19 protein-coding genes are annotated in these 22555 nt (G+C 38.1%); 8 read left to right on the top strand and 11 right to left on the bottom strand.

What is annotated here, in order from left to right:
• The first annotated feature begins 16 nt into the window (after positions 1-16).
• Together C9J45_RS18125 and C9J45_RS18120 are read left to right on the top strand one after the other, a co-directional pair.
• On the top strand, positions 17-2869 hold the full coding sequence (locus C9J45_RS18125) for an Hsp70 family protein (protein ID WP_107292838.1): 2853 nt from the start codon (positions 17-19) through the stop codon (positions 2867-2869).
• A 327-nt stretch (positions 2870-3196) separates the two neighbouring features.
• A complete protein-coding gene (locus C9J45_RS18120) occupies positions 3197-3400 on the top strand; it encodes a hypothetical protein (RefSeq protein WP_005367479.1) in 204 nt (67 codons plus the stop codon).
• A 126-nt stretch (positions 3401-3526) separates the two neighbouring features.
• Here C9J45_RS18120 and C9J45_RS18115 read toward each other — a convergent pair whose 3' ends face one another.
• The 3 genes from C9J45_RS18115 to C9J45_RS18105 form a co-directional block, all read right to left on the bottom strand.
• Positions 3527-4360 (bottom strand): ABC transporter, encoded by an 834-nt coding sequence (locus C9J45_RS18115; RefSeq protein ID WP_107245310.1) that lies wholly within the window; start codon positions 4358-4360, stop codon positions 3527-3529.
• On the bottom strand, positions 4357-5229 hold the full coding sequence (locus C9J45_RS18110) for an ABC transporter ATP-binding protein (RefSeq protein ID WP_107205882.1): 873 nt from the start codon (positions 5227-5229) through the stop codon (positions 4357-4359). Before C9J45_RS18110 ends, C9J45_RS18115 begins: the two co-directional genes overlap by 4 nt.
• A 565-nt stretch (positions 5230-5794) precedes the next feature.
• Entirely contained in the window at positions 5795-6100 is a 306-nt protein-coding gene (locus C9J45_RS18105; RefSeq protein ID WP_107205881.1) for a hypothetical protein, read from the bottom strand.
• Positions 6101-6655: 555 nt separating this feature from the next.
• Here C9J45_RS18105 and C9J45_RS18100 point away from each other — a divergent pair.
• Complete coding sequence (locus C9J45_RS18100; protein ID WP_107290348.1) at positions 6656-7669, top strand: ribonuclease T2; 1014 nt, start codon at positions 6656-6658, stop codon at positions 7667-7669.
• 564 nt (positions 7670-8233) lie between these two features.
• Positions 8234-9736, top strand: coding sequence for a sodium:alanine symporter family protein (locus C9J45_RS18095; RefSeq protein WP_107261560.1), 1503 nt, complete (start codon positions 8234-8236; stop codon positions 9734-9736).
• Between the two features lie 68 nt (positions 9737-9804).
• Here the strand turns inward: C9J45_RS18095 and C9J45_RS18090 are convergent, their stop codons facing one another.
• Both C9J45_RS18090 and C9J45_RS18085 read right to left on the bottom strand, forming a co-directional pair.
• Positions 9805-10386: a glutathione peroxidase gene (locus C9J45_RS18090; RefSeq protein ID WP_107261562.1), complete on the bottom strand. Its 582-nt coding sequence runs from the start codon at positions 10384-10386 to the stop codon at positions 9805-9807.
• 108 nt (positions 10387-10494) lie between these two features.
• Positions 10495-10776 carry a hypothetical protein gene (locus C9J45_RS18085; protein WP_005367462.1) on the bottom strand — a complete coding sequence of 94 codons (282 nt, stop codon included), beginning with the start codon at positions 10774-10776 and terminating at the stop codon, positions 10495-10497.
• A 290-nt stretch (positions 10777-11066) separates the two neighbouring features.
• Between C9J45_RS18085 and C9J45_RS18080 the strand changes: the two genes are divergently transcribed.
• Positions 11067-11432 (top strand): hypothetical protein, encoded by a 366-nt coding sequence (locus tag C9J45_RS18080; protein ID WP_107205877.1) that lies wholly within the window; start codon positions 11067-11069, stop codon positions 11430-11432.
• Positions 11433-11653: 221 nt separating this feature from the next.
• Positions 11654-13594, top strand: coding sequence for an FUSC family protein (locus tag C9J45_RS18075; RefSeq protein WP_107205876.1), 1941 nt, complete (start codon positions 11654-11656; stop codon positions 13592-13594).
• 30 nt (positions 13595-13624) lie between these two features.
• Here the strand turns inward: C9J45_RS18075 and C9J45_RS18070 are convergent, their stop codons facing one another.
• The 4 genes from C9J45_RS18070 to C9J45_RS18055 all read right to left on the bottom strand — a co-directional run bounded on the left by C9J45_RS18070 (position 13625) and on the right by C9J45_RS18055 (position 16181).
• Positions 13625-14323 carry a hypothetical protein gene (locus C9J45_RS18070; RefSeq protein WP_107205875.1) on the bottom strand — a complete coding sequence of 233 codons (699 nt, stop codon included), beginning with the start codon at positions 14321-14323 and terminating at the stop codon, positions 13625-13627.
• Between the two features lie 95 nt (positions 14324-14418).
• Positions 14419-14886, bottom strand: coding sequence for a hypothetical protein (locus C9J45_RS18065; protein ID WP_107205874.1), 468 nt, complete (start codon positions 14884-14886; stop codon positions 14419-14421).
• Positions 14887-14940: 54 nt separating this feature from the next.
• On the bottom strand, positions 14941-15543 hold the full coding sequence (locus tag C9J45_RS18060; protein ID WP_107245317.1) for an HAD family phosphatase: 603 nt from the start codon (positions 15541-15543) through the stop codon (positions 14941-14943).
• Between the two features lie 29 nt (positions 15544-15572).
• Positions 15573-16181, bottom strand: coding sequence for a TetR/AcrR family transcriptional regulator (locus C9J45_RS18055; protein ID WP_107205872.1), 609 nt, complete (start codon positions 16179-16181; stop codon positions 15573-15575).
• 134 nt (positions 16182-16315) lie between these two features.
• Here C9J45_RS18055 and C9J45_RS18050 point away from each other — a divergent pair, with 134 nt between their 5' ends.
• On the top strand, positions 16316-17467 hold the full coding sequence (locus C9J45_RS18050) for an efflux RND transporter periplasmic adaptor subunit (RefSeq protein WP_107292837.1): 1152 nt from the start codon (positions 16316-16318) through the stop codon (positions 17465-17467).
• Position 17468: 1 nt separating this feature from the next.
• Positions 17469-20561, top strand: a complete 3093-nt coding sequence (locus tag C9J45_RS18045; protein ID WP_107292836.1) for an efflux RND transporter permease subunit — start codon at positions 17469-17471, stop codon at positions 20559-20561.
• A 50-nt stretch (positions 20562-20611) separates the two neighbouring features.
• Here the strand turns inward: C9J45_RS18045 and C9J45_RS18040 are convergent, their stop codons facing one another.
• On the bottom strand, positions 20612-21595 hold the full coding sequence (locus C9J45_RS18040) for a DnaJ domain-containing protein (RefSeq protein WP_233217828.1): 984 nt from the start codon (positions 21593-21595) through the stop codon (positions 20612-20614).
• A gap of 87 nt (positions 21596-21682) precedes the next feature.
• Positions 21683-22384 carry a DNA-binding response regulator gene (locus C9J45_RS18035; protein ID WP_107205868.1) on the bottom strand — a complete coding sequence of 234 codons (702 nt, stop codon included), beginning with the start codon at positions 22382-22384 and terminating at the stop codon, positions 21683-21685.
• Between the last annotated feature and the right edge of the window lie 171 nt (positions 22385-22555).

Raw genomic sequence — 22555 nt, 5'->3', positions numbered from 1 at the left:
ACTTTGTGGAGTCGTCATGCCTTCATCTTCCCCTCGCTATTTAGTCGGTATCGATCTAGGGACAACGCACACCGTTGTAGCTTACGCTGAAATTACAGATGATCTTGAAAATAGCCCAATGCATATTTTCAATATCGATCAACTTATTGCACCGGGCGAAGTCGCTCGTAAACCTCTACTGCCCTCTTTCCGTTATCATCCCGCTCAAGGTGAAATGGATGCTACGCAACTTGTCTTACCCTGGAACCCTGAACCGGTTAACGGTGAAATTGATAACGTGATCATTGGTGAGTTAGCGCGTGAACTTGGCGCAAAGGTGGAAGGTCGTCAAGTGGTGAGTGCGAAAAGTTGGCTATCTCATCCCAACGTTGATCGTAACGAAGCGATTTTACCTTGGTCATCAACGGCATCTAAATCAGATGTTAAGAAAGTTTCTCCTGTTATTGCGAGTGCCAGCTACTTAAACCATGTTCGTCAATCTTGGGATTATCACCATAAAAATGCCAAGCTTGCCGATCAAGAAGTCGTTATTACTGTACCAGCTTCCTTTGATGAAGCCGCACGCGCGTTAACACTACAAGCGGCAGAACTTGCAGGCTTGAAGAAAGTCTTACTGCTAGAAGAGCCACAAGCGGTTTGTTACGACTGGTACGCACAAAATAAAGATAACGCAGATGAATTACTCAAAAACATACCACTATTAATGGTATGTGATGTCGGTGGTGGTACAACCGATTTAAGCTTAATAAAAGTCGGTAGCAAAGATAATAAACTCACCCTTGATCGTATCGGTGTTGGCGATCACTTAATGCTAGGTGGTGATAACCTTGATTTATCATTAGCTCATGTTGCAGAGCAGCGTTTAAATGGTGAATCAAAAAAACTCAGCCAAGCTGCGCTATCAAAACTTATACAGCAAACCCGCAAAGTGAAAGAAAGCTTGTTATCAGGTAATGCGCCAGATACCGCAAAAGTGACGATGCTTGGTAGCGGCTCACGATTGATTGGTGGTGCCAAAAGTATTGAGTTAAATCGTGACGAAGTGCATCGCATTGCGCTTGACGGTTTCTTCCCTATGACAGCATACAGCGAACAACCAAGCCAACGTCAAGCGGCTATGGTCGAATTTGGCCTACCCTATGCGGCAGATCCTGCTATTAGTAAACATATTGCACAATTTATCGATCTTCATGATCATGTGTGCCGTGATGCGTTCAAAGAAAATGGTATTGAAATCGATGACGATCAGCCAGCGATTCCTGTTGCCGTACTGCTAAATGGTGGTGTCTTTAACAGCCCATTACTGACTGAGCGCACACTTAACGTCATTTCATCATGGCGCGACGATAGCAGTATTACAGAGCTTAAAAACCTACATCCCGATCTTGCGGTTGCCTTTGGTGCGGTTGCTTATGCCAAAGCCCGTCATGGCGCACAACTAAAAATTGGCGGTGGCTCTGCCCGTTCTTTCTTCCTTGTTATTGGTCAAAATAAAGACGTAAAACAAGGTATCTGTTTATTACCAAAAGGTATTGAAGAAAGTACTGAAGTTAACTTAACTCATCGTAAATTTGCTTTAACCTTGGGTGAGCCCGTGCGTTTTAACCTTGTTTCTACCACTGATGAAAAATACTCAGAAGCCGGTGAACTGGTTGAAATTATTGGTGATGGTTTTGTTACTCTACCGCCATTTATTGCGACTCTTGATAGTGAACGAGATCGTAGCGAATTAGCGGCAAACCAGAAAGATCGTGAAGAGGTAACCTTAGCATGTCAGCTAACTGAAGTCGGCACCCTTCAGATCGAAGCGGTTAGCATAGCAGATCCCAAAAAACGCTGGAAAGTTGAATTTGCGATCCGAAAAGATCTCGCAAAATTACATCGTGGTGATGTCGACAGCACCCTTGCTGAAAGTGAGCTTCCTCCACGAATGAATGACGCCATTGATGCTATCAAAAAAGTTTATGGTGGCAGCAAGAATAGCGATAACAGTAAAGCGGCGAAAACGTTGCGTAACGATCTGGATAAGATGCTGGGAAAACGTGATAACTGGGAAACCCCCTGTTTACGTGAATTAGCTAACGCTCTGTTAGAAAGTAAAAAGCGTCGACGTCGTTCAGATCTTCATGAGCGTAACTGGTTAAAACTTATAGGCTTTACCATGCGTCCGGGTTTTGGCTACCCTGCTGATGATTTCCGTATGAATGAAATTTGGGCATTGTACCAACAAGGTATTCAATTTGAATCCAATACCCAAACTTGGTGTGACTGGTGGACCTTCTGGCGTCGTGTTGCCGGTGGTTTAACCCAAGAGCAACAATTAGTGATCTATAAAGACATTGCTAAATACATCACTCCTGGTGCTAGTCGTAATGCCAAACTGAATAAAGAGCTTCAAGAACGTAGCTATGAAGACATGGTACGTTTAGCCGCCTCACTTGAACATTTGCCTTTTGACAAAAAGCTTCAACTTATTGAGTGGTTATTTGGACGCTTACAGAAAACCCAATACGCACAAGCGCATTGGTGGGCGATTGGACGTATTGCTACACGTACGCCTTTCTATGGTTCAACTCATAATCTTCTCTCGGCAGAACATGTCTCTTTCTGTTTACCAGAGCTGATGGAGCTTGATTGGCGTAAAGAACCCTATATTGGCTTTGCGGCTGTTATGATGACGCGTAAAACGGGTGATCGTAACTTAGATATCAATGATGCTTTACGACAGCAAGTTATTGATAAACTTAAAGCAAGTCGTGCACCTGAAAGCTGGATTGAAATGGTATCAGAAATTAAAATATTAACTGAAGATGAAACCAAGCGCGTCTTTGGTGATGCTTTACCTAATGGTTTAAGATTAATTGGCTAATCTGCTAATTTATAAAAGTTAACCTTACTTTTAATTAAAAGGATGAGTTTTTACTCATCCTTTCATCATTTATGAAATATAACATCTGTATTTTATTACTTATCCGTTGATAAATATAAATAAACAAAGAGAATCTATTAAAATTATGAATCAATATCTACTTTTAATAACGAAAGCCTAATCTATTAATCTTCTGTTAAGGTTCATCTTGTTATTGTCTTATTAACAGCATTTGTTTGCTTGTTTTATTAACAAGTAAAGCTATTGGGGGACTCCCTTTAGCCCCTCAATAAAGACATTTAAATATATAGAAGAGTAGAAGTCGCTATGAATAATTCTCAATTCCACATCATCGCACAACGTATTTTTAAGTCAGAAAATCAACGTGTTGCAGTAGCAGCTGTTGTTTTTGATGGCCTATCAAGCTATGAGGCTGAAAAACGTTACGAACTTCCTAAAGGCACATTATCACGTAACGTGCGCAAATATAAAAATGAAGTAAAGTACATTGAATCTGTAACAGCAGCTTAATCTAAATTATAAAATAATAAGCTTTCCCATGCATATAACTGTATAGATAAAAAAACAAACGAAAGCTTAATACCGGTGCGTATAAAAAAAGGAGAGTTGATACTCTCCTTTTTTATTGTCTACTGTTTATTTTCCCGATCTAAATCTGACAGTGAGAATAAAGAAAATAACCGCAATAATGAATAATCCCATCAATGTTGGGCTACCTATTGCCATTAATGTCCCCCATGGGTGATCACTCATTAATATATTAATTGACAGATTGTTGACTTGACTTATCCAATCACCAATGGCACTTGAATTAAAAACAATAGATCCCATTATTTTAGTAAGTAAGATAATCACAAATATTGTAATTAATGGATGCTCATTAAATTGAGAAATAAAGAATATAATACAAGCGACAGGCAATAACGCTAAACTCATGGCTGCCATTGTCGATATAAATTCGCCATAATGCTGTCCCAATGCCACAAGATTAACTGAATAGTCCGTTAATAAACTTTGTGGAAGAAACCATTGTCCGACACACCAAACAGTAAGATCAGCAAACAACAATAGGAAAGAAGTAATAATCGGTATAATCACTAAGGCAAAAATAAGTTTTACAGCTATCGCTTTAGCATCCGATACTGGCATTGAATGCCAAAACGCTAAACTGCCCTCTTTTCTCTCTTTCGACAGTGTTCTCGCTGTATAGGTGAAAAAGCTCACTAATGTCACCAACCCTGCCAGCATGAAATTAATTAGCCCGGCAATACCCGCAAAAGAATCGCTATGAGTAAAATTTGGCGACCAATTTTCTAACCCTGATGATTGCACATTAAATGAGAAGTTCTGGCTATTACTCATAATTAATATGATGCAAATAATCGAAAAAGCAGCAAGAAACAGTGGTAAGCGAGTGACAAGCTTATGCTCAAGCAATTCTTTAGTTAACAATGCTTTTATTGGGTTCATAAAGCCTCCTGTTGCTTGGCAATAAATATATCAGCAAGACTTGGCTTAGTAACTGTACCTAACATTGCTAATTCAGTTGGTGAAATATTTTCAAACAATAAACGGTGTTGGCCTAAACCTACTTTACAACTAATCGGTTTTAACTTTTTCGCTTGATCAATATGTTGATCATCAACCGAAAGGATATTAAAACGCTCAGATAAATCGCTAAGTTGTCCTTGTAAAACAGTTCGCCCTTTTTTCAACACCAACACATTTGTCAGCATATGAGCTATTTCATCAACTTCATGACTTGCAATAATCAACGCTCTTTCGCCCTCATGAAACCATTCCATTAAATAACGATAGAAGGTTTCACGGTACATTAAATCAAGGCCTAGCGTAGGCTCATCAAGAATTAAAACATTCACATCTGTCGCCATCACAAGTGCAAGATGCAACTGTACTTTCATCCCTTTAGATAGCGCAGCAATTTTACTTTTTAATGAAATATTGGTTTGAGCTAAGTATGCTGTCATCTTCTGTTGATCATAGCGAGGATGTACACCTTGTACATATTTCATCACTTGCTTAACAGTCATCCATTCAGGTAATACTGCAACATCCGATATATAGCCAAGACGCTCTACAATTTTTTCCCGTTGTTTTTGTGGCTCTAGACCAAAAATAGTTAATTCACCACTATGGTTATGCATCCCCAGCATTGCTTTAATTAATGTCGACTTTCCTGCGCCATTATGCCCAAGTAAGCCTAAGACTTGTCCCGATTTTAACTCAAAATTAACATCACTTAATACTTCATTATTTTGGTACGCTTTACTGATGTGTTGGGCTGAGATAAATGTTAGATCTACAAAACTTTTATTCACGTCCGCTTCCTTTGGAAATACCTAATAACGGTTATTTATTGGCTTGCTTATAGTAAGAGTAACGAGAAGTTCGGCAATGAATCAACTGTTAATAAAAGAATGGCTTTGCATCGTTTGATTTTTATAATGAAAATCGACAAAATTTGAACGTCTTTGTATTTAGATGAAATATATGAAGATAAAAGTTAATCGTACTCAGCCTAGCAATAAAAGATCTCATTTATGCAAACGGATAAATAAGAAACGCCTTTATGAAGGTAAATAGCATTATAAATTTATTCTTCTCACGATTATTTAGCTAATGTCGAATTATCATTTCATTAAAAGAAACATCGTGGAAAATTGGACTATCAAGTAATATAGATAGGCTAATAGAAGGCATGAACAAGCGTACACAGAGCATTGAATAAGCATACGCTCTGCATACGACAGCAATTCGGAGTAATAAAGCAATCTATTATGAATGCGATATATAATTTACATATAAAAGACGATACAAACCTTGTTGTATATTCTATATATAATTATCATTCTTTTTATAAATCAATAAACTGCTTGTTACTGTTTAATCTTCATATTCATCATCTAACAGCTCATAAGGAGAAACATCATCTTTTTCCATCATGGCTAATATTTCAATCATACGCGTTTGGCGTGATTCTTGTTTAAATTCATGCAGAACAGCAATAAGGTTGTTTATTTTTTGGAGTGGTATTCTTTTAATCACTGCTTTTTGACGACCTGGGACTTCATCGGCAAAATCAATCAAAATTTGGCGGTAGTCGACACGTGTTTCTTTAACAACGCCCGTCTCTTCTACACTCTTTAACATTGCACTCAGCGCTTTTTCTGCAGCTGCGAAACTATCCATTAATTACCTCGAGGACACAAATTCGCTACGGTAAAAGTACCGTATCATTTATTCGTAAAATTACTAATACCAAGCTTGATTTTGCATTAGTTTCTACATATTTAGTCTTAATGATATTAACCTCCCAACAAAGGATCGTGGGATGATAACTGTAAACACTAATGAGTTGTTCACCAAGTAGGTCTTATGCTTTAATTATAATTGAAATTTACAATTTCGTATAACAGGGAGTGTTACTTAGACAGATATTACTCTCTGTTTTGATGATTGTGAATACATAATTAAGTAAAAATTTAATTCATAACTTAGAACACACTGGCCACTAATAGAATTGTACAAAAAAAAAGGGCACAATAATGACTCGTCATTCATATTTATAACCAGAATCACATATTGATTATTGTCACTATCATGATGTTTCAATTGAGATTTGTCTAGATAGAATGGTCGATAGCTAAAATCTAACTTTTACAACGACAAAAAGCCACAACTATTAAGGTTTATAAAATAATAGACTATAGTTAGCGCCATATCATCTTTGTTATAGGTTTTACTGTGCGTAAACATCAACAAACACTAACAGCGCTTTGCTTAGGTACACTTTTCTCTTTCTCTAGTTTTGGCTCTTATGCCTCTATTGCCACATCTGGTGGTTTTACAGCAACACAAAATTGCGAAGCCTTCCAATCCTTTCGTAAGCAAACGAACCCTGACGACACTCAACTTGTCGTCGGTAAACAATATCAAATAAAGGCACTCAATGAACGCGATTATCGCTGGGTTCATATACTTGTGCCAGATGCTAAACCTGCTGTTCGCTGGGTAAGTAAAGATTGCGGTACTGTGGATTTAAGCCAAAGCATCAGCGCCCCCGTCAAAAAGCATGACAACAAATATTCGAACTCTCGTAAAAGTTGCAGCACTGTGGGAGATTTTGATTCTTATGTCTTAGCACTTACTTGGCAGCCAGGTTTTTGTGAACACTTTCGCTATAAAGGTACAAAGCCTGAATGTAATGCAATTAACGATGGTAAGTTAAAAATCACCAACCTAACATTGCATGGCTTGTGGCCGAATAAAGCCAGTTGCGGAACCACCTATGGTTACTGTGATCGTTACGCTCGATTAGACCTTTCTCGTAATACCATAAACCAAATTGCACCGTGGATGCCTAACTTCTATTACCAAACAAAGTTTGGTGAATATGAGTGGAAGAAACATGGTACTTGTCAAACGCGTGATGCTAACGACTACTTCTTAACAGCAACAAAGCTGGTTGAAAAAGTAGACGCCTCTCCTATTGGCTTATTTATTAAAGACAATATAGGTCGTAACGTTTCTGTATCTAGTTTCAAGAAGAAACTCGTTGCCAGCTTTGGTAACAATGCCGTTGATCGTATCAGTCTATCTTGTACTCAGGGTAAATACCTCAATGAAGTACGCCTTAATTTAGGAAAAGATATCGATTTGAGTAAACCTATTGTTGATTTACTTAATGCTGGTCCAAAAGGCAGAGCGTTTTACGGAAACTGCCGTAAAATAATTTATATCGAAGATTCTGGTAAATAATATAAAAGGGATAAACATTGTTTATCCCTTACTCTTCACATGTATATTCTTATACAGTGTAAATGTCATTCAATATAATCATATATATGACTATTTATCTCCATTTACACTCCTCTCAATCTACTGTTAATTCTCTTATCTCGCGCGTTATAAAAAAATAAAATGCCACTTAAAAAGTTTAAATCGCTCGAATATTCTTAACCTGTGATAATGCACAGTGTTTATTTGAGTAAGTTCACTATCACCGCATACAAAAATATAACTAATTGATTAAAATAAATAAAACACTGTAACACACAGCGAAATGTAACGCGTTACATAGAATTGATTCTTTTTTTGTGATATAAACCCACTTGGATTTTTAGTGATTCGTGCTACCTTTCATCGCCTTTAGAGCAGCTAAGTCGGTGAGATGGTTGTGATATGTTCACTATAGAATATTCATTCATATTAATTATAAAAAATACCATCATACAAGCCGATAAATTAAGAACACTCACTAAATATGAATGTTCCTATTCACTTAATTATCTTGATGATTAAGTTTTATTTACAGGAAAAATTATGAATTCTACGAATGAAAATTTGCTTACAACTATTAACGATAGTCTGTTAGCAATCATTGGTTCAATCAATGGTGTACTGTGGGGACAGGTATTAGTGTATTTACTCGTAGGCGTGGGTATTTATTTCTCTATACGTTTAGGTTTTATACAAATCCGTCAATTCGGACATGCGATTAAGGTGCTTAGAAGTGGCCGTGAACTTGAAAATGGAATCAGTTCATACCAAGTATTTTGTACATCAATGGCGGCGCGTGTTGGTACCGGTAATATGGCAGGTATTGCAGTAGCCTTAAGCATTGGTGGACCTGGTGCTATTTTCTGGATGTGGGTTATAGCTTTATTTGGTATGGCAACCGCGTTTATTGAATCCACTCTTGCGCAAGTATACAAAGTAAAAGACGTTGATGGTCAATATCGTGGCGGCCCTGCTTATTATATGGAAAAGGGCTTAGGCAAGCGTTGGATGGGAACGCTATTTTCTATCTGCTTAATTATCGCGTTTGGCTTTGTATTTAACGCAGTTCAAGCAAATACGATTACAGATGCGCTTCACCACTCTTTTGGTTTTAATGAAACAACTCAAGGCATCGTACTCGTCATCTTTTCTGCTTTCTTTATTATGGGCGGTCTTCGCCGTGTTGCTTCAGCATCAGCTAAAATTGTTCCTGTGATGGCAATTGGTTACCTCGCTATTGCTGTTATCGTCGTAATAATGAATATCACAGAAATCCCTGCTGTTCTTTCTCTTATTGTGAAGAGTGCATTTGGCTGGCAAGAAGCGGCTGCAGGCGGTGTCGCATTTACAATTTCACAAGCAATGCAAACCGGTATTGCACGTGGTTTGTTCTCAAATGAAGCGGGTATGGGCTCGGCTGCTAATATCGCAGCAAGTGCAACACCAAACCCTAACCACCCTGCCTCACAAGGCTTTGTACAAATGCTAGGTGTATTTGTTGATACTATTGTTATCTGTACTGCATCTGCTGCGATGATCATGCTTTCTGGTGTGATGGATATGCCAAATGCGGGTCAAGGTATTAGCTTATTACAAACCGCACTGTCTAACGAATTAGGTAACTGGACAACATACTTTATTGCCGCAGCAATCTTGTTATTTTGTTTTTCATCAATTATTGCAAACTACTCATACGCTGAAACAAATATCATGTTCCTAAATGGTAATACCAAAAAAGGTCTGATGCTTTTCCGCTTGTGTGTACTAGGTATGGTGATGTTTGGCTCAGTCGCTTCTCTACCTGTGGTATGGAACTTAGCTGATGCATCCATGGGCTTAATGGCATTTGTTAATATCGTAGCGCTAATTTTCTTATCAAAATTAGCTATCCGCGTTATTAAAGATTACGAGCATCAGATAAAACAAGGAAAAACGCCTGAGTTTGACCGTTCTAAATTCCCAGAGCTTGAAGATCTTGACGGTGCATGGCACCCAGATACCATTGCGAAAGCGCGCCGTAAACACGGCAACCATTTCACTAAATAATCTATAAGCGTTTTTAAAAGCCAGTATTGATATTCAATACTGGCTTTTTTCTTTTCTAATCTCCGATATTACATCTTCAATTGTTGCGTAATTGCAGCAACCATTTCATCATTTGTTGGTGATAGACTTGATGGAAATACGCCGACTACTTGCCCTTGTTTATTTAATAAATACTTTTGGAAATTCCACCCAACCGACTTACCAGACTGTGCGATTAAATGTTTATAGAATGGATTGGCCTTACTTCCCTTAACACTTGTTTTTGTCATCATAGGAAACGTTACGCCATAATTGCTATAGCAGATATTAGCCGTTTGCTGATCGCTGCCTCTATCTTGCTTAAAGTCATTAGATGGAAAACCAATAACCACCAATCCCCTGTCTTTATACCTTTTATATAATTCTTCCAGCTGTTTAAATTGAGGTGTAAAACCACATTGGCTAGCCGTATTCACCACTAATACCACTTTGCCAGTCAATTGCTGGCAAAAATCATAATACTCATCGCTATTGAGTTTCTTTAAAGGATGTTGATAGAGCGTTGGGCAACTTGAAGCATTCGCTGATGTTGTAACAAGAGAAGTAAAAAGGATCGAACTTATTAATAAAATAAGTCGTAAAATAAAACGATTATTACTAACCACTTGCATGCTGTTTCCCTTCTATTTATCAATTAATTATTTAGCTAATTAGTCAACAATACGAAAAAGGGCTAAAGAAAGTTTATTTCTTTAGCCACTATTGAAGAGAATAAAACATTAGATATAACCGTTTTGAAATTTCCACGCCTCGCTCATCTTATCAATAACACAAGCAGGCAATGGTCGATGTGCTTTAGCTGGCTGCGTAGCAATATTTCGATAACCGCACCGTTTTAAGCGCAAATCAAACGCACGATCGATTTGCATTCCAGCACGAGCGAGATCCCAACGAAATACTCGGAGTGCTAAATATTCATGCTGCTCTAATTCACCTCCAAATGGGTATTTAAGCACTTTATTGTACGCCGTTTTTGCTAAATCGAAGTTCACTTGAATCATAAGTTCCTCCTTAGCTTTCAGCCATTAATATAAATTATCGGCTAACTTCAAGCTAAAACGTTACAGTGTCGCAAGCAAGCTTTTTCGCAATAGAAATGACAAGAAAGTGCAAATTTAGATAAATAATGTGATGTAAATCCGCTGATAATTGGTTGTTAATAGTAAATATGGCTAACAATCAAACAAAGCATAAAGAGATCTACCATCGATTTTGCTTTTCGGTAAGAAAGGCTTTTATCCGTAATTAAGCTGAATTATTATGCTTTATCGAACAACGCTAGGAACTCAATATGCAACAAATTAAAATCGCCGCTAATTCGCAGATTGCCGTTATTTTTAAGACTTGGTCATCTGAATGGGAATCGGAAGTGGAAGCAGATAAAAAAGATGCTGCGAACAAATTCCATACAGTTTATAACATTGCCGCTGAGTTGTTCGCAAAAGGCGGAGAAATTGAAATTTCTTTTATTTCTGCGCTATTTAATGATTGTAAGCAAAAGACTGAAATGGCAGAGCAAATGATCAGCAAGATCAAAGCTAGCCTAAAAGATGATCCAGAACGAGCAGAGAAATACATCGCTAAAGTTAATACCGCAGCGCAAGATGCTGCATTTTCGATGAACTACCTTGGCCAACTACTCTTAAAATCAGCTTAATGTCGCCACTTTCTAGAGCCCTTAACACAAGGGCTTTATTGCATTTATTTGCTGCTATATTCAGCAATATTTAACTAATAAGCACTAAATAAGCCTTATACTGAGAATCCTCTTGTAAAGCCTCTTTCATGGGCATACATTACGCTATAATATACCTCTTACGAATTCCGTTAGTTTTATACTAACTCATCTCTATATTTCTTGCGTTTGTACTGTAACTAATGAAAAAGCACTCTCTTCGCTCTCTATGGTCTCGTTGGTTTTCTAATGCGGCAGATATACCTGACTCTATTCGCATTACCATTCCTATGGTGATGTCACTCGGCTTATTCTATTTTTTTGGTTTTACCGCTGCTGGAATATCAGGACTCATCACCGCTTGGCTACTCGGCACTCAAGCGCGCGATCTCCCCTATTTAAAGCGCTTACAAATCTTATTGATCTCAGTGCTTTTAACCGCTTTATCAACCTACCTCGCTTTTAGTGTCTTTGATAACTTATGGCTTAGCGCCATTACATTATGTAGCATTGCAATTGTATATGGCTTGATGTCTAACCAACGTCCGCATATTCGTTCGTTTGGTTATAATTTTGGTTTCACTTACATTATGTCCATTCATTTTGCGAGCACCGAAAATTCCTTTTTCATCATTCTGTTCGCGAACCTGTTTGCCGCAGGCAGTGTAATACTAACGTCACTGATCTTATGGCCTTTTTTCAAAGGACGTATTTTACAAAACCATATACACTCAGTGACGTTTACTCTTGCTGACTGGCTAAATACAGTCCGTTTAACCGATGATGAATCTGTTCTAGAAGAGAAACGACAGCAATTTTATTTATGCGCGCACAAAGTCGCTTACTACAGCAATTCAATTACTTCAGTTAAACGAACTGAACAAGTGCGTATGGATTTACAACGTTCACTTGAAGTTGCTGAATATGTAATTAGTCTTGAGCGTATTTTAAGTTTCAATTTACAAGAAAATACGCGCAGCCGTTTATCTAATTGGATTGAGCAAGCTGCGAGAGAAATCAAACACCACCAGCAAATTACAGCGATCTTTGATGTCAACGAGCATAAAAACAACCAATACATTGTCGATTTATTAGAACAACTTAAGCGCTGTTATAATTTCTCAACCTTTTCTACACTCGATTACAGTAAAAATATTTATCTTTTCACCTCAGATACGGTGTCCTTTTTACGTAATTTTAAGCATGCTTTACATCTTAAATCTAAAGAATGGCGACACGGTGGTAAAATAGCCATTACATTAGCGATTACGCAATTTTTAACGATTTTCTATCAAATCCCTCAAGGTTATTGGATTTCATTAACAGCCTTTATTGTATTACTCACCTCGTCAATAGGTGTAACTAACCACCGCATTTGGCATCGTTTTTATGGTACTGCATTAGGCGGTTTATATAGCTTTGTATGCTTATATTTTTTTCCAAATCAACACTTGATTATACTAACTAGCATCTCTGTCTTTTTTGCTTTTACGACATACCATAAAGAGCGCTATGACATTCACGTATTCTGGTTAACATCGATGATTGTATTCTCTATCAGCTTACTCTCACCGGATAATACCTATGTGACGTTTTATCGTATTATTGATACCTTATTTGGTGTAACCATTGCCTTTTCTATTAATTATTTTGTCGCGCCGAGTTGGACAATGCGTTGGTTAGATCTCTATATTGCACGCATGATACGCTCACAGATTTTGTATGTAACAGTACTCAATAAGCCACTGTTTGAGCAGAAACTAAACCTGTACAAAGCACAGGATAATTATTATGCCCTTAAAGCTGAGATATTTAATTTACTAAAAGAACCAAATCTTAGCCCTCGTACCTCTCAAGATTGGAAGAGTTTGTTGGTTATCTTACGCCGTTTAAGTGATTCACTTTTATTAGCAACCAAGCTTGGACTGAATACTCCTGATGATAATAACTATACCCAGAAGTGGATTAAACAGCTTTCTGACATTGAAAAACGATTCCCACAACGATATGAGATAGATCAACCTATTGATATTGATACGGATAATTATGAACATTCGGCTGATATGCTATGTTCATTAATTGAAGAAGATATTAATCAATTAGAATTGTGGCTATGTTATCAACAAGCATTTCCATTAAAATAAGCTAGGTTTACCGTTCAGAAAAATCTACTTTCACTGTTTATTTTGAGAGTCATTCACCCTTCTAACACTGCCAGTCGCAACATTCACTGCTAAGTAATGTTGCTGACTGTTAGCATTATCAAGTTCTTCATAACTAAATAAATAGCAGGTTTGACAATCAAAAATCGGCTGGTTGTAATCAAGCTCTAAATTCGTCCCGTTCGCTTGATAATATTCACTGTTTATTGCTAATCCTACGGCTTCTAATGCTTGTGCTTTATCCGTATGTTTAGCAGCTGTCGTTATATTTTCATTATAGGTTTTATCTACATATTTAATGAGATACGTTTGATTGTCAGATGTTAATAAAATATCTTTCCAACCGTTACTCATATCATTACCCACCAATACGGGTTGCTGAATTTTTTCCCACTTTGCCATTAATTGATATTGGTCATCAAATAAATAGGCCTTACACTCATCTTTCTCACAATAACGTTCGCTCTGCATAAGTACAAAGGTTTCGTCTTTACCGTTATTATTTAAATCCGCTCGCCCATAGAGGTAATAAGGTAGTTTCTGGTCAGTATTAGGTAAGGTTTTATCTGAGGGTAAGATCTGTTTTTTTATCGCGGAGGCTAACTTTTCTTCCATACTTTGTTGATGTACTTCTTGTTCCCTTAACGCAAACACAACAAGAGCAATTATAGTGATGACAATAGAATAAAATACAATGTGGCGTTGTCCCATAATGCCTTCCTATTGATAACAACACACTCGCTCCTATTAGTGTAAGTCTAATTCAGCATCCTTGCTTTTATTGCTATAAGAACAGTTGTAATAATCTATCCATTCAACTGTTTTTTCTCATCAATGCGTTTACGGTGCCAGATAGAATAATGACGTAATCCCGCTGGACCATGGGCAATAAATACTGAAAGTAAAATCACTGCTATATAGATATGTGCTTGATGTGCTGGAAGCCAAATAATAGATAACAACATGAATAATTTAACAAAGGTTAAAATACCTTTAAGCTGAATGAGCCATAGTTTTGAACGATAAATTTCTAGCGACATCATGGTAACACCGCTCATCATGGCTAAAACCCACCAATTGATCCAAAGTGCTTTATCAACAGCGAACATAAAACCAGCACTAGATACTGCAACCCCTAAAATATGTAGTGCTCTGATGGTTGTTTTTGCTAAACGCTGGCACCAAAATCGCGTTTCAGAAATAGTGTAAGGCTGGCCTTTATTCGGGTGTGGTTTATGTGTTCCACGTTGATGCGTTGATTTTTTATCGGTCATAATCGTCGGTATTAAGCGAGTAGGCGCGCAAGCATAACTGATCTTCAGTTAACACTACATATTTGCAGGGCGGAATTCTTTCATTTCTCCACCAGCGACTAAATAACAGTCCATGCCTGCCGATTTAGCTGCTTGGCAACCTAATTCGGTATCTTCAAACACCACACAATCTTGTACTGCAATACCTAATTTTTGTGCCGCTAATAAGAACGTTTCAGGAAGCGGTTTATGCTGTGTAACATCATTGGCAGTGACAATAGCATCAAGATACGGCATTAAGCCTGCACTGGTTAAAATTTCTTCAGTGTGGCGACGCTGACATCCCGTCCCTATTGCAGTTGGAATACCTTTCGATTTTGCTTGTTTCAATACCTCGAAAGTCCCCGTTATCACCTCACCTTTATGTGTAATATCATCAAAGTGATGGAGTTTTGATTCAGCAAGATAAACAGGATCTACATCTAACTGATATTTTTCAATGAGAGCTTTTGCCGTATTTAAGGTTGGTGAACCGCCCATGGTATAAAACCAATCGTGATCAAAAGGAATATTGTGCGCTTCACACGTGAGTTGCCAAGCATAAATATGAGCTGGCATAGAGTCCACTAAGGTTCCATCCATATCAAAAATGACTGCTTTGTATTTACTAATATCCATTGATTAAATCCCTTCTCAATCGTTTATCGTTACTTTTTTGCGGCGTAACCTGTCATAAATAAATCAACACAGCTTTCAATATAAGCATCATTTTCTTGCTCTGTCATATCACAAGGTTGACCTAGTTGCGCTAAAAATACCATTCGACCATGCAACATTAATAATAACTGCATCGCTGCGTCAGAGGCTGAAATTGAAAAATTCAACACACCTTGTTGCTGTTGAACAGATAAGTATTGAGCCAACATTTCAATAGTCGTTTCAGGTCCGGCAGAAACAAACACTTTAGCCAGATCAGGATGCGATTCTAACTGACGAATCGCTGTTCTATAGGTCAAAATAGCTTCTTCTGTTCGTAAAATCGTTTGAAAACGTTTAGCAAAATCACACAATACATCTCGTGGCTTTCTTCTATCATCTAATGGCAATTTATCCATCTGGCTTTCCATGCATTTAGCACGAATACACGTTTCAAACAGATCATCTTTAGTTTTGAAATGCGCATAAACCGTTTGTTTAGAAACATTCGCAGCCAATGCAATGCTATCCATAGAAATCGCATAACCATGTTGAGTAAAGAGCTCAGTCGCCGCATCTAATATTTGTTGTTTCTTTAATTGACTTCTTGCTGTTAGCAATTTTCCACCTACGAGCACATAAATGCTAATTATTTACATAAATACACGCATTCAAACTAGACAGTCTAGTTTGAATGGTATACTTTTTAGTCATATGGACTTGCCAGTCTAGTTTAATATTAGGATAGCCATTAATGCAACGGATAACCAAATCTTCTTTAGCGTTATATGTGATAATGAGCACTGCTACGCTAACTGGGTGTGATGCGCCAGCAAAAGAAGAAAATAAAGCATCATTACAACTGCTTAGTGTAGACACTCATCAACTCAAGCAACAACAAGAGTTTGCGATTGAGCGTGAATACGTTGGATTTGTTCAAGCAGGTCAACAGGCAAACCTTGGCTTTGAACTCGGCGGTAAAATTGACAGTATTTATGTCAATGTGGGTGACACAGTTCAGCAAGGTGATCCTCTTTTAGCGCTCGATACTTTATTACTTGCCACTGAAGCCGACCAATTAAAAGCCCAACAAGCTCAAATATCAGCGCAACTTGAGTTAGTTAATGCTAATTTAAAACGCCAAAAATCACTCAAATCCAAAGGCTTTAGCGCGGCATCAGACATAGATAGCCTGACAAGCCAACGTAAAGAGCTTCAAGCGAACTATCGTCAACTCTCAGCGACCCTTGCAGCAAACCAACTACGGTTAGTGAAATCCACCATTATTGCTCCCTACAGTGGGGTCATCAGCGCCCGTCATGTTTCCCATGGCGATGTTGTAAACGCGGGCTCCCCTACTGTTACTCTGCTGGCGAATAAAAACAAAGAAGTACATATCGGTATTCCTATCGACAAGGTACAAGGCGTGACCCAACAAAAATCATGGACAGTACGAGTAGGTAAAGATACTTACCCTGTCACCTTGCTCAATCCGGGCGCTACCGTGAACCTTAATAGTCGTGCAATTACTTTCCGTTTTTCATTGCCAACGAATGCCAATGTTATTAACGGTCAATTAGCCTATCTCAATTACAACGATACACAACAGCAAGCAGGATTTTGGGTTCCCTTATCAGCGTTAACTGATGGTATTCGCGGTACATGGAATATTTTTGCGGTTGTTGAAAATGGTGCGGGGCCGGAAGTTGAACGACGCTCAGTACAACTCCTCTATGCGGCAAATGATAAAGCCTATATCCAAGGTGCCATTGATGAAGGCGAACAGATTGCCGCAACAGGATTACATCGTTTAGTACCGGGCCAAATCGTAACAATAAACCCAAACGTAACACCGAAACAAAAAACAGCCACCAAGCCAGCATTAACTGACGATAATGGGGCTTAAGATGAAACGTATTCTTTCTAATACTCGCCTACTGGTTTTGGCTGTTGCTTTATTGATCGTGAGTGGTCTTTCTGCCTTATCTTCGTTACCAAGAGCTGAAGATCCAATTATTAACAATCGTAACGCTTCGATTATTACCCATTACCCAGGGGCTACGGCTGAACGTGTTGAAGCGCTCGTTACCGAGAAAATTGAAAATAAACTACGACAAATAGATGATATTAATTATATTACATCGGTTTCTCGCCCGGGAATCTCGCTGGTTAGTATCGAGCTAAAAGACAGCGTTACCGATTCAGAGCCAGTATGGTCTGATGCGAGAGATAAACTCGCAGATATCACACCGAATTTACCAGACGGCGCTTCTGTACCTAATCTAGACAGCGATCATTCCTATGCCTTTACCATTATTACCGCGCTGACATGGCAAGGTCGCTCTCCCACAGATTTACTCACTCTACGCCGTTATGCCATTGAATTAGGTAACCGCCTACGTGCACTCAACGGTACCGAGTTTGTTGATGAATATGGCTTACCAGAAGAAGAAGTGGTGGTAAAAATTGATCCTGTTGCCGTTAGTGCATTAGGACGCTCAGCCATTTCGATTTCTTCTGCCATACAAGGTGCAGATGCAAAAAATGCTGCCGGTGAACTGGTCAATGGACAAAGCCGATTTAGTCTAGAAATAGCCGATTCTTTAGATTCACTTGATCGTATAAGACAAGTCCCTATTACGATTGATAGTAACGGCCATTTAGTGCGGTTAGAAAATATTGCCACCATTCAACGTCAGCAAACAAACCCAGCTGCTGAGATAGCTGTTATCGATGGCAAGCTCGCTATTATCGTTGCTGCGCGTATGCAGCCTCATCTACGCGTTGATCAATGGACAAAGAGCGTTAATCACTTTCTGACTCAATTTGAACAAGAGCTTCCGAGTAATATAAAACTCAATCGTATCTTTGAGCAGCAAGGTTATACCCAAGTTCGACTTACTGACTTAGCCCACAATTTATTGCTCGGCTTCTCGCTCATCTTAATCGTATTATTTATTACGCTTGGGATCCGATCTGCGTTTATTGTTGCACTATCATTACCACTTACTTGTTTATTCACCCTCGCTTTAATGCATTTTACTGGGTTACCGATGAACCAAATGTCGGTAACGGGGTTGATTGTTGCGCTTGGGATCATGGTCGATAATGCGATTGTAATGGTAGATACTATTCAACATTATCGTAAGAAAGGTCTTGAACGAATCGATGCAGCCTTAAAAGCTATTCAGCATTTATGGATACCATTACTCGGTTCAACACTAACAACCATTCTTGCCTTTGCCCCTATTTTCCTAATGCCAGGTCCTGCCGGTGAATTTGTAGGTGCTATTGCTATCACCGTATCTTTTTCTCTGATCGGTTCCTATCTTATTGCTCATACTCTGGTTGCAGGATTCGCAGCACGTTGGCTTCCTAAACAAACCCAACATAATGCATGGTACCAAACAGGCTTAACCCTACCTTGGCTTGCGAATGTATTTGGCCATACCGTAAAAATGGCAATTAAGCGTCCGTTATTAGCGCTCATTACAATGTCAGTATTACCTTTTGTTGGTATCTGGAGTGCATCTCAGTTAACCGAACAATTTTTCCCACCTTCTGATCGTGATATGTTCGAGATCCAAGTGTTTTTACCGCCACAAGCGAGTATCAATGCAACAGAAGCAACCACGAAAAAAATCGATCACTTACTTAAAGAATATAAGGATATCGAACAAGTTAATTGGTTAATTGGGACTAATTTTCCCTCGTTTTACTACAACATGGTCGCCAACCAACAAGGCACACCTAACTTTGCTCAAGCGATGATCAAAACCACTAACTTTAAAGTTGCTAATACGCTGATCCCTAAACTGCAAAAGCAATTAGATAAAGCGATCCCAGAGGCGCAAATTTTAATACGTAAGTTAGAACAAGGCCCTCCGTTTAATGCGCCACTTGAAGTACGTTTATACGGCAATAACCTTGATATGTTGAAAACCATTGGTGAAGATATCCGCTTATTGATGGCGAGTACGCCAAATGTCACGCATACCCGTGAAACATTATTATCAGGTTTACCGAAAGTCAGTGTGGATGTGAATGAACAAGCCAGCCAATTAAGTGGTTTAAACCTCTCTCAAATCGCAGATCTCTTGCAAGCATCACTGATTGGGATCACTAACGGCAATATTATCGAAGGTGCAGAAGCAATCCCTATTCGTGTTCGTGTGGATAACCTCTCTCGCGAAAATATGACGAACTTAGCAAACCTTCATATTCCAGTGGTTAATAACCATGCAAGTGAGCAGTTTTCAGGTATTGCTATTTCATCCATTGCAGATCTATCACTGACCCCAACACGTGGCGCAATACCGCATCGAAATGGTCAACGAATTAATGTTATTGAAGGTTATTTAGAAGCAGGTGTTTTGCCGCAAACAGCATTGAATGCATTTAAAGTAAAGCTCAATCAATACATGACGACATTACCTGCTGGATATACTGTTGAAATTGGGGGGGAATCTGCACAACGAAATAAATCTGTAGGCAACCTCATCACCAATTTATCCATGGTATTTACACTCATGATCATGGTGGTTGTGATTTCATTTAATTCCTTTAGATTAAGTTTGATCATTTTCACCGTTGGCTTTATGGCATCAGGGTTAGGGCTGCTCTCAGTATGGCTGTTTAATTATCCGTTTGGCTTTACGGTCATTATTGGTTTACTGGGTTTAATTGGTTTGGCAATAAATGCCGCTATTGTCATCCTTTCCGAGCTAAAAGCAGATCCTAATGCGTTAAATGGCGATAAACAGGCCATTCATATTGCCGTAATGAGTTGCACGCGACATATAACCTCAACCACGATTACAACCGTTGGTGGTTTTATTCCTCTGATGTTAGAAGGTGGTGGTTTTTGGCCTCCATTTGCCGTCACCATTGCTGGCGGTACAGTATTGACCACATTACTTTCTTTCTACTTTGTGCCTGCAGCTTTTACACTATTGATGAAACCTAAACAGCAACATGTAATGCCATTACAAACAGCCTAATAAAAACAAAGCCCAATGCTTATCACTTCAAGTGAGGCATTGGGCTTTATTTATAAGCCGTTATCACAACGCTGTTGCAGTATTTTATTAGTATTTAAAAAAGAGGTATTAGAAAAATACTCTCTATTAATTTTAATACTTTGACTATTTACCCAGTGATCCCGTTCTGAACCTATCCCATATGCAATGTTATAAACCAAAAAATTCTGCTGCTGGTACATAAAACGTAAATTAGCGGGCAATGCCGTTCGTTGCTGAGTCATATTGACATAATAATAAAAATGACGATCACAGCGCTGCACAATGTAAGAACCTACTTGATTACGTATTGCAATGTAAGGTGGTTGATCTGTTGGTTGGAATAAAGTCCATTCTCCGACTACTCGCGTTAGCTCTATTGGTCGATGTGTCGTTAATTCTTGCTTAGGGGAAATAAGCTCTTCAACAGCGACTTTTTGTGGAACTACCGATGGCTCTATCAACCTATTTTCTCTTTTGAAAATTACACGATCAACAACATTAGACTTGGTAAGTGTTATTGCAGCAACTGCTAATCCAACATTTAATACAACAGAAGATATAACTAATCCATATTTAATTATTCGATATCTTTTTTCCCACGTCTTATTTTCATAAGGCAGCACTGTACTAACAATCTTTTTTCTTTGTTTCTTTTCTAACGTTTCCGTTAATCGTTTATTCTCACACGATTGATGTTCTAATTTTTTTCTTAATTCTAAGACTTGTTGTTCTAACTCAACATTCTTTCTTTTTTGCAGTGCTAACTCTTGCTTTACTTTTTCTGCATACTTCTTTGTTAATAATATTTTTTCATGATTAATATGGGTTAATTCGCAATGCCTATTACCATTACCACATAATACTTCATTATAAGCATGCGAGATTAATTGCATTAAAATAACAGAACCTGATTTATCAGGATGCAATCGATGAGATAACAATTTATAACGTTTTTTGATATCACTTCTTGTGAAGTCTTCTGTTGTTCCCAGCAGTTCATGGTATGTTGTCATTGTGAATATTAGTAACGGTGACGTTAAAATACTCTGCAATGAAGATGTTCGTTAGGCAACTATTAATTAAATTTACTACAAAAAAATTCATTTTTTTTGACGACTGGCACGAAATTCACCAGGGGAACAACCAATATGCTTTTTAAATACTCTTGAAAAGTAAGACACGTCTTTAAATCCAGCAGATGAGGCAACGGCTGATATTTTTTCTTGATCTGAACTTAAGAGGCCACAAGCTAAATCTAACCGCTTTTTAATAATGTACTGCTTGAGTGTCACTCCCATTATGTTGTGAAATAAACGAGAGAAATACGTCGATGAAAATTGACACGCACTTGCTAACTCTTCTTCCCGCAAGGGGGCACTGATATCTTTATCGATAATTGTTAAAGCAGGAAGGATCGAAAGTTCTCGCTGAGAAATATCTTCAACATTTATCATATTATCGTCATGGGTATGTAAGCGCGTTAAGCAGGCATCAACTTTTTGACGGATTGCATTACTCGATAAAATATCTTCAGCACCAGATCGCAAAGCAGACACAGCCAATTCAGCGTCTAAATCATGATAAACAATAACAATCTTCACATCAGGAAAGCGCTGCTTTATGGTACGTAATAATTTAAAGCCATTTGATTGTGAGTCTTGTATTTCAATGAAAATTAATTCAAAACCAGTCATTGTTGATAGTATTTCAAATGGCGATACATCAACGAGATTGTGATACTGCAGTAGAATATCTTTAGTGCTGGTATGTTTTTCTTTATGACAACAATTTACCCAAATCACATCATCACCTGTTTGGTTATTCTCTTAATAAAATTCTTTAATGATCATCCTTTATCAAAAAATAATATTGTTCCTAATTTACTCAGATATTAATTATTAGATACTTATTAATATGGCTAATAATGGTTATAAACACTAATTTATCCAGTCATATTACATATTCTTAATTAT

The sequence above is a fragment of the Photobacterium sp. GB-1 genome (assembly GCF_003026165.1).
Taxonomy (GTDB): Bacteria; Pseudomonadota; Gammaproteobacteria; order Enterobacterales; family Vibrionaceae; genus Photobacterium.
The sequence above is the reverse complement of the archived record's forward strand: the minus strand, read 5'-3'. Positions and strand labels throughout refer to the sequence as shown.

Excerpts from the sequence above, each read along its gene's own strand:
- C9J45_RS18125 (WP_107292838.1), top strand. The coding sequence starts at position 17 with ATGCCTTCATCTTCCCCTCGCTATTTAGTCGGTATCGATCTAGGGACA.
- C9J45_RS18120 (WP_005367479.1), top strand. The coding sequence starts at position 3,197 with ATGAATAATTCTCAATTCCACATCATCGCACAACGTATTTTTAAGTCA.
- C9J45_RS18115 (WP_107245310.1), bottom strand. The coding sequence starts at position 4,360 with ATGAACCCAATAAAAGCATTGTTAACTAAAGAATTGCTTGAGCATAAG.
- C9J45_RS18105 (WP_107205881.1), bottom strand. The coding sequence starts at position 6,100 with ATGGATAGTTTCGCAGCTGCAGAAAAAGCGCTGAGTGCAATGTTAAAG.
- C9J45_RS18095 (WP_107261560.1), top strand. The coding sequence starts at position 8,234 with ATGAATTCTACGAATGAAAATTTGCTTACAACTATTAACGATAGTCTG.
- C9J45_RS18090 (WP_107261562.1), bottom strand. The coding sequence starts at position 10,386 with ATGCAAGTGGTTAGTAATAATCGTTTTATTTTACGACTTATTTTATTA.
- C9J45_RS18085 (WP_005367462.1), bottom strand. The coding sequence starts at position 10,776 with ATGATTCAAGTGAACTTCGATTTAGCAAAAACGGCGTACAATAAAGTG.
- C9J45_RS18080 (WP_107205877.1), top strand. The coding sequence starts at position 11,067 with ATGCAACAAATTAAAATCGCCGCTAATTCGCAGATTGCCGTTATTTTT.
- C9J45_RS18075 (WP_107205876.1), top strand. The coding sequence starts at position 11,654 with ATGAAAAAGCACTCTCTTCGCTCTCTATGGTCTCGTTGGTTTTCTAAT.
- C9J45_RS18070 (WP_107205875.1), bottom strand. The coding sequence starts at position 14,323 with ATGGGACAACGCCACATTGTATTTTATTCTATTGTCATCACTATAATT.
- C9J45_RS18065 (WP_107205874.1), bottom strand. The coding sequence starts at position 14,886 with ATGACCGATAAAAAATCAACGCATCAACGTGGAACACATAAACCACAC.
- C9J45_RS18060 (WP_107245317.1), bottom strand. The coding sequence starts at position 15,543 with ATGGATATTAGTAAATACAAAGCAGTCATTTTTGATATGGATGGAACC.
- C9J45_RS18050 (WP_107292837.1), top strand. The coding sequence starts at position 16,316 with ATGCAACGGATAACCAAATCTTCTTTAGCGTTATATGTGATAATGAGC.
- C9J45_RS18045 (WP_107292836.1), top strand. The coding sequence starts at position 17,469 with ATGAAACGTATTCTTTCTAATACTCGCCTACTGGTTTTGGCTGTTGCT.
- C9J45_RS18040 (WP_233217828.1), bottom strand. The coding sequence starts at position 21,595 with ATGACAACATACCATGAACTGCTGGGAACAACAGAAGACTTCACAAGA.